This window comes from Saccharothrix longispora (genome assembly GCF_030852425.1).
Classification (GTDB): Bacteria; Actinomycetota; Actinomycetes; order Mycobacteriales; family Pseudonocardiaceae; genus Actinosynnema; species Actinosynnema longispora.
The window spans coordinates 1-880 of the sequence record NZ_NSDM01000052.1; the positions used below are offsets into that span (position 1 = coordinate 1).

General features: G+C 67.5%; 1 protein-coding gene. It reads right to left on the minus strand.

Features of this window, described 5'->3' with window-relative positions; all coding sequences use genetic code 11:
• Positions 1-880 (minus strand): glycoside hydrolase family 10 protein (locus tag CKY47_RS36780; RefSeq protein WP_306751001.1); only part of this gene is annotated, 880 nt, incomplete at both ends.

Here is an 880-nt window from a genome sequence, read left to right on the forward strand (position 1 = left end):
CCGCGTTGAGGGCGTTGAGGACCGAGGTGTAGGCGGCCTTCTTGTTGCCGCTGCCGTCGAAGAGCAGCGGGGTGCCGCTCGCGCGCCAGGAGTCGGTGTCGCGGATGCCCCACACCGTGATGCCCGTGCAGCGGGCCACGGCCAGGCACGCCTGCACGACGCCCTGGTACTGCTGGGCCTGGGTCGAGCCGGAACCCTCGATGTCCAACTCGGTGATCTGCACGTCCACGCCCAGCGCGGCGAAGTTCTGCAGGGTGGTGTGGTAGTTCGACGGCACCGGGTTGCCGCTGTTGAAGTGCGCCTGGAACCCCACGCAGTCGATGGGCACCCCGCGCGACTTGAAGTCCTGCACCATCCGGTACACGCCCTGGGTCTTGGCGTGCGACCAGTTGTCGGTGTTGTAGTCGTTGTAGCAGAGCTTCGCGCCCGGGTCCGCCGCCCGCGCCGCCCGGAACGCCGCCTCGATCCAGTCGTTGCCCGTGCGCTGCAGGTTCGAGTCACGACGCCCACCGGAACTACCGTCGGCGAACGCCTCGTTGACCACGTCCCAGGCGTAGATCTTGCCCCGGTAGTACGTCGCGACCTGCGTGACGTGGTTGAGCATCGCCTGCCGCAACGCCGAACCCGACATGTTCTGCATCCAGCCGGGCTGCTGCGAGTGCCACGCCAACGCGTGACCCCGCACCCGCTTGCCCTGGTTGCGCGCCTGGTTCACGATCCGGTCCGCGTTGCCGTAGCTGAACTGCCCCTGGCTCGGCTCGGTCGCGTCCATCTTCATCTCGTTCTCGGCCGTGACCATGTCGAACTCCCGGTTCAGGATGTTCACGTAGGTCGAGTCCGAGAGCTTGTTCGCCGCCACGGCCGTGCCGAAGTACCGGCC